Raw genomic sequence first — 899 nt, 5'->3', positions numbered from 1 at the left:
AACCGTTAGGCAACATTAGAGAACAATGATTACAAAAATAGTTTTAGATACAAATATTTGGATTTATTTGACAAAAGATACTTTTAATGAATTGCTTATGGAATTAAAAGAAAAAGCAGTTAACGAGGAAATCAAAATTGTTGTAAATGATGTTATCATTAAGGAATGGCATAGAAATAAGAATCAAACATTAAAAGCATTAGTTGAATCAATAAAGTCCGAATATAAATCAGCTATTAAATTAGCTTCTCATATGGATGAACCATCAAAAACTGAATTTCTTCTGTCTCTTACTGATTATAAAGACGAGGAAAAGAGAATTGAAAAAGCAGAAAAGAAGGTTCAAGAAGTTGAGGATTTTATGACTACTTGTAAAATTATAAAAGTCACTGCTGAACAAAAGCTATTTGTATCTAATTTGGCAATTGACAAAAAACCACCGTTTGAGAATAACAAGAATAATTTCAATGATGCATTGATTATTAGAAATATTTGTCAAGATGCCAATTCAACTTTTCCTAGTCGCTATGATTTAATTTATGTTTCCAATAATCCAGAAGATTTTATTGATAAAAAAACAAACGAAGTTTATTCATCTTTAATGGATGGTATGAACCCAATAAGACTTAAAACTGTAACTGAATTGGGACTAGCTTTAAAACTAGCACCTGAATTGATAGAGGACTTTGATGACTGGCTGGAATCCGAATTACAGTGGCAAGCTGAATTAGAATCTGATATAAGACGTGGAAAATAACGTTGCCTAACAACGTATAACGCTCATGCCGCGGGGCAGGTTAAGAGTATTTGATTTCCTACAAAAAAACTAACACTCCTGCCCTAACTGAAAAATCCGTAAATTGAAATCCGCGCCACGAGAGGCGTTATACAAGACCGTT

1 protein-coding gene is annotated in these 899 nt (G+C 31.8%); it reads left to right on the top strand.

The genetic code is table 11. From position 1 onward, the window contains the following. Window positions 1–25: 25 nt before the first annotated feature. Window positions 26–757 carry a PIN domain-containing protein gene (locus tag I4Q58_RS15435; RefSeq protein ID WP_203296808.1) on the top strand — a complete coding sequence of 244 codons (732 nt, stop codon included), beginning with the start codon at window positions 26–28 and terminating at the stop codon, window positions 755–757. The last annotated feature ends 142 nt before the right edge of the window (window positions 758–899 follow it).

It is taken from the genome of Luteirhabdus pelagi (assembly GCF_016827595.1).
Lineage (GTDB): Bacteria > Bacteroidota > Bacteroidia > Flavobacteriales > Flavobacteriaceae > Luteirhabdus > Luteirhabdus pelagi.
This window is presented reverse-complemented; position numbering and strand designations above follow the sequence as displayed.